Genomic DNA, 5808 nt, shown 5'->3' with positions numbered 1-5808 from the left:
GGTGCGGATACCGGTTGATGTACTCCGGGTTCAGACCCACCACGTCCAGCAGGTCCTGCACCGCCCGCCGCCGGTCCCCCCTCGGCGCCACCTCCGGATGGATCTCGAACGGCTCCCCGATGATGTCGCCCACCGTCATCCGCGGGTTCAGCGAGGTGTACGGATCCTGGAACACCATCTGGATGTTCCGGCGGACGGAGCGCAGCTCGGCGCCCGAGAGCCGGGAGATCTCACGGCCCTTGAAGAAGACCTGCCCCGAGGTGGGCCGCTCCAGGTTCATCAGCACCTTCGCGAGTGTCGACTTCCCACAGCCCGACTCGCCCACGATGCCCAGCGTCTCGCCGCGCACCAGGTCGAGGGAGACGCCGTCGACGGCCTTCACCGCGCCGACCTGCTTCTTGAAGAGGATCCCCCGGGTCAGCGGGAAGTGCTTGACCAGGTCCCGCACCTCCAGGATCGGCTCAGCCACGGACGGTCTCCTCCCAGAAGTGGCACGCGCTGCCGCGGTGCACGGGTTCCGCACCGCCCGCACCGCGGGCGTCGGCTCCGGCTCCGGCTCCGGTCACCGCGTAGAGCGGCGGCTCGTCGGTCCGGCACACGTCCCGGGCCTGGGGGCAGCGCGGGTTGAAGGCGCAGCCGGCGGGGATGCGCAGCAGGCTGGGGGGCAGCCCCTTGATCGCGTAGAGGTCCTGGCCCTTCTGGTCCAGGCGCGGGATCGACCGCAGCAGCCCCTTGGTGTACGGGTGCGCCGGGCTCCGGTACAGCTCGTGCACCGGCGCGGTCTCCACGATCCGCCCCGCGTACATCACCGCGATCCTGTCCGCCACGTCCGCCACCACGCCCAGGTCGTGCGTGATCAGGATCAGGCCCATCCGGTACTCGCGCTGCAGCTCCGCCAGCAGGTCCATCACCTGCGCCTGCACCGTCACGTCCAGGGCGGTGGTCGGCTCGTCCGCGATGATCAGGTCCGGCTCGAGCGCCAGCGCCATCGCGATCATGATCCGCTGCCGCATGCCCCCCGAGAACTGGTGCGGGTAGTCGTCCACCCGCTCCCGGGCGGCGGGGATGCGGACCCGCTCCATGAGCTCGACGGCCTTCGCCCTGGCGTCCTTCCGCGACGCGCCCCGGTGGACGCGGAACATCTCGCCGAGCTGCCAGCCGACCGTCAGCACCGGGTTCAGCGACGACAGCGCGTCCTGGAAGATCATGGCCATCCGGGCGCCCCGGATCCTGCGCCGCTCCCGGTCCGGGAGTCCCAGCAGGTCCTGTCCGTGGAAGCGGATCTCGCCCCGGGTGACGAACCCGGGCGGGGTGTCGAGGATGCCCATGACCGCCTGCGCCGTCACCGACTTGCCCGACCCCGACTCGCCCAGCACCGCCAGCGTCTCGCCCGCGTCCACGCTGTAGCTGACGCCGTTGACGGCCCTGGCCACGCCCTCACGGGTGCGGAACTCCACGTGCAGGTCGCGGACGTCCAGCAGCGGGGAGCCGCCGGCGTCCGCCGCGTCGCCGCGGGGGGTCTCCTCCGTGATGCCGTAGGTACCGCTCAACGCTTCCTCCGTACGCGCTTCCTCCCCGGGGTTCACGGCGCCCCGGGGCCTCAGCGCAGCTTGGGGTCGAGGGCGTCGCGGACCGCGTCGCCGAGCATGATGAACGCCAGCACCGTGATGCTGAGGGCCCCCGCCGGGTAGAGCAGCATGTGGGGGGCGTTGCGGATGTAGGCGGCCGCCGCCGAGATGTCGATGCCCCAGGAGACGGTCGGCGGCTTGAGCCCCACGCCCAGGTAGCTGAGCGTCGCCTCCAAGGCGATGTAGGTGCCCAGGGCGATGGTGGCGACCACGATCACCGGGGCGACGGCGTTGGGCAGGACGTGGCGGAGCATCAGGCGCGTGTTCCCGGCCCCCAGCGCCCGCGCCGCCATGACGTAGTCGTTCTGCTTGGCGGTGATGACGGCGCCGCGGGCGATGCGGGCCACCTGCGTCCAGCCGAGCAGCACGATGAAGCCGACCACGGTCCAGAGGGTCGTGCCGGGCAGCACGGAGAGCAGGACCAGGCCGCCGAGCAGGATGGGGATGCCGAAGAAGATGTCGGTGACCCGGGACAGCAGCCCGTCCCACCAGCCGCCGAAGAACCCGGCGAGGCCGCCGAGGACCGTGCCGGCGACGGCGGCCCCGGCGGTCGCGCAGACGCCGACGGTCACCGAGGCCCTCGCGCCGTAGACGACCCGCGTGTAGACGTCGCAGCCCTGGGTGTCGAAGCCGAACCAGTGGCCGGGCGCCGGTCCGTCCAGGGATCTGCCGAGGTCGCACTGGAGGGGGCTGCGGGTGGCGATGAGCCCCGGCCAGACCGAGATGAGGACCAGGAAGAGGATGAGCAGCGCCGAGAGGACGAAGACCGGGTTGCGGCGCAGGTCGGCCCAGGCGTCCTGCCCCAGGCTGCGCGGCCTGCCGGTCCCGGGGGAGCCCGCGGCCCGCGCGTAGTCGGCGCGTTCGAGGGAGCCGGCCTCCCCCATGGCCAGGCCGCCGGTGTTGACGCCGGTCCGGTCGGCCCCGCCGGGGTCGCGCGGGTCTCCGGGCCGGGACGGGTCAGGCATACCGGATCCTCGGGTCCAGGACCGCGTACAGCAGGTCCACCAGCAGGTTCGCGATCAGGAAGATGATCACCAGGATGGTGACGAAGCCGACGACGGTCGGGGAGTTCTGGCGCAGGATGCCCTGGTACAGCTGGTAGCCCACGCCGTGGATGTTGAAGATCCGCTCGGTGACCAGGGCCCCGCCCATCAGCGCGCCGATGTCGGCGCCGAGGAAGGTGACGACGGGGATGAGCGAGTTGCGGAGCAGGTGGCGCGTGATCACCCGGTGGCGCGGCAGCCCCTTGGCCACCGCGGTGCGGACGTAGTCGGCGCGGGCGTTCTCGGCGACGCTGGTGCGGGTCAGCCGGGTCACGTACGCGAGGGACACGGCGGCCAGCACGAGGCCGGGCATGACGAGTTCGCCGAACGGCGCCTCGGGGGTGACCGTGGCGGGGGCGACGCCCCACCGGACGCCCAGCACCAGCTGGAGCAGGTAGCCGGTGACGAAGGTGGGGACGGACACCACGACGAGCGTGAGGACCAGGACCGTGGTGTCCGCCCACCCCTTGCGGCGCAGGCCGCTGACGACGCCGAGCAGGATGCCGAACACGGCCTCGATCAGGATGGCGACGACGGTCAGGCGCACGGTGACCGGGAAGGAGTCGCGCATCAGCTCGGTGACCGGCTGGCCGTTGAAGGCCTGGCCGAAGTCGCCGGTGAAGATGCCGGCCATGTAGAGCAGGTACTGCTTCCCCAGGGGCTCGTCGAGGTGCAGGTCGTGGCGGATCTGCGCGGCGGTGGCGGGGTCGGGGGCCTTGTCGCCGAAGAGCGCGGCCACCGGGTCGCCGAGCGCGTACACCATGAGGAAGATCAGCAGGGTGGTGCCGATGAAGACCGGCACCATCTGGAGCACCCGCCGGAGGATGTAGCGTCCCATGGGGCGGTCAGCCCTTGACGGTGATCTGGTTGTAGACCGGGACGCTGAAGGGGTTGAGCCGCACGTCGGAGACGCGGTCGGAGTAGCCGCCGACCGCGTTCTGGTACCAGAGCGGGATGGCCGGCATCTGCACCGCGAGGATCCTCTCGGCGTCCTGGAAGGTCGACACGGCGGCGGCGGGGGTGGAGGCCGCGTTGGCCTGGTTCACCAAGGTGTCGAAGCGGGCGTTGCTGAAGTGGGAGTCGTTGGACGAGCCGCCGGTGGCGTACAGCGGCTCCAGGAAGTCCTGGATCAGCGGGTAGTCCATCTGCCAGCCGGTGCGGAAGGCGCTGGTCATCTTCTTGTCGGTGACCTGGCTGCGGAAGTCGGCGAAGGTGCCGATCGGGTTGCCCGTGCAGGCCCGGTCGTCGCCGAGCGCGGTGTTGATGCTGTTGCAGACCGCGTCGACCCAGGTCTTGTGGTCGCCGTCCGCGTTGTAGCTGATGGTCATCCTCCCGCCGGGCAGGCCGCCGCCCTGCTGGACGAGGGTCTTCGCCCGGGCCGGGTCGTAGGTGCAGGCCTGGCCGCAGAGGGTCGCGGACCAGCCGCCCCGCGTGCCGAGGACCGGGGAGGTCCAGTCGGTGGCGGGGGTGCGGGAGCCGTGGAAGATCTTCTGCGTGATCTGCGCCCGGTTGACCGCCATCGACAGGCCCAGGCGCACCTTCTGGGCCCCGGGGGTGTTCCAGGCGGGCTGGTACATCGGGAAGGAGATGGTCTGGATGATGCCCGCCGGCTGGTTGATGAAGCGGCCCGACAGGTCGGACTGCGCGTTGGCCAGCTGGGCGGCGGGGATGATGTCGATGACGTCGAGGTTGCCGGCCTGGAGGTCGGTGTAGGCGGTGTTGGCGTCGGTGTAGACGATGAGGTCCACCCCGCCGTTGCGCGCCTTGTCGGTCCCGGAGAACGAGGCGCTCCTCCGCAGCTCCATCCGGGAGCCCTTGGTGTAGGAGGCGACGGTGTACGGGCCGTTGCCGACCGGCTTCCTGAGCCAGGCGGCGTGGTCGGTGAAGAAGGTCCGGGGCAGCGGGTAGTAGGCGGCGTAGCCGAGGGTGTCGGGGAAGAGCGAGAACTTCTGGCTGAGGGCCACCGTGAAGGTCAGGTCGTCGACCACGGTCAGGCCGGACATCGTCTTCGCGGTGGGGCCGCCGGAGGCGGGGTGGACCTTGTCGTAGCCCTGGATGTAGCCGAAGAAGGACGAGTTCAGCTGCTTGTTCGTGACCAGGGCGCCGTAGTTCCAGGCGTCGACGAACGACCGGGCGGTGACGGGCTCGCCGTTGCTGAACCGCCAGCCGGGCCTGAGCCTGACCGTGAAGGTCTGCTGGTCGGTGGTGGTGACCGACTGGGCGACCTCGTTCCGGGCCGCCCCGGTCCGCGGATCGTAGATCTTGAGGCCGCGGAAGACCATGTCGAGGACCTTGCCGCCCTGGACCTCGTTGGTGTTCGCGGGCTCCAGCGGGTTCTGCGGGTCCCCCCAGTACGCCCGGACCACGCCGGCCTCCGCGGACCCGCCGCCGGACCCGGTGCCGCCCCCGCCGGAGCAGGCCGCCGCGGCCAGGGCCAAGGCCGCCGCGGCGGCGATCCGGCTGACGTGTACGGCAGCGCGCACGGGTGCCTCCCTGGACGCGGGGACGGCGGCCTGCCGACGGGCAGGCCGGACATGCATCGTCAAAGCCGTATAACGGCACATAAGATGCATGATCCACCATGCCACCCCGGGGGGCGGTGGGTCGGGAGGGCGTGCGGGGCCGTGCGGGTGACACCCCCACGCAAACGGCCCGGCCGCGCCTACCCCCCTGCCGAGGGGGCGGACGCGGCCGGGCCGCTGCGAGCCGGAGCCGGCAGGCCGTGGCACGCCGTGGTCAGGCGGCGTGCACCACGTCCTTCTCCTCGGCGAAGTGGCACGCCGAGTCGTGCGCCGCCTCGCCCTTGAGCGTCGAGGGCACCGCCAGCAGCGGCACCTCGGTCGCACACCGCTCCTGCGCCTTCCAGCAGCGCGTGCGGAATCGGCAGCCCGACGGCGGGTTCGCCGGCGAGGGCACGTCCCCCTGCAGGATGATCCGCTCCCGCCCCTCACGCGCCTCCGGATCCGGCACCGGCACCGCCGAGAGCAGCGCCTGCGTGTACGGATGGGTCGGGTGGTCGTAGATCTGGGTGTCCGTGCCGATCTCGACCATCTTCCCCAGGTACATCACCCCCACCCGGTCCGAGATGTGCCGCACGATCGACAGGTCGTGCGCGATGAACATGTACGACAGGTCGA

Annotated in this window: 6 protein-coding genes; all 6 read right to left on the bottom strand. The window is 71.3% G+C overall.

All coding sequences use genetic code 11. The features are described 5' to 3' along the window. Positions 1-523 (bottom strand): ATP-binding cassette domain-containing protein (locus LO771_RS29775; protein ID WP_374228277.1); only part of this gene is annotated, 523 nt, incomplete at its 3' end. After that, complete coding sequence (locus LO771_RS29770; protein ID WP_230748240.1) at positions 462-1532, bottom strand: ABC transporter ATP-binding protein; 1071 nt, start codon at positions 1530-1532, stop codon at positions 462-464. The genes LO771_RS29770 and LO771_RS29775, both read right to left, overlap by 62 nt. 68 nt (positions 1533-1600) lie before the next feature. Further along, positions 1601-2593 carry an ABC transporter permease gene (locus tag LO771_RS29765; protein WP_230748237.1) on the bottom strand — a complete coding sequence of 331 codons (993 nt, stop codon included), beginning with the start codon at positions 2591-2593 and terminating at the stop codon, positions 1601-1603. Next, entirely contained in the window at positions 2586-3509 is a 924-nt protein-coding gene (locus LO771_RS29760) for an ABC transporter permease (protein WP_230748235.1), read from the bottom strand. Before LO771_RS29760 ends, LO771_RS29765 begins: the two co-directional genes overlap by 8 nt. 7 nt (positions 3510-3516) lie before the next feature. Further along, positions 3517-5154 carry an ABC transporter substrate-binding protein gene (locus tag LO771_RS29755; RefSeq protein WP_230748233.1) on the bottom strand — a complete coding sequence of 546 codons (1638 nt, stop codon included), beginning with the start codon at positions 5152-5154 and terminating at the stop codon, positions 3517-3519. 253 nt (positions 5155-5407) lie between these two features. Further along, a partial coding sequence (locus LO771_RS29750; protein ID WP_230748231.1) for an ABC transporter ATP-binding protein occupies positions 5408-5808 on the bottom strand: 401 nt, incomplete at its 5' end.

The sequence above is a fragment of the Streptacidiphilus sp. ASG 303 genome (genome assembly GCF_020991365.1).
Lineage (GTDB): Bacteria > Actinomycetota > Actinomycetes > Streptomycetales > Streptomycetaceae > Peterkaempfera.
Note: the sequence above shows the minus strand (reverse complement) of the source record. Positions and strands in the feature narration are given on the sequence as shown.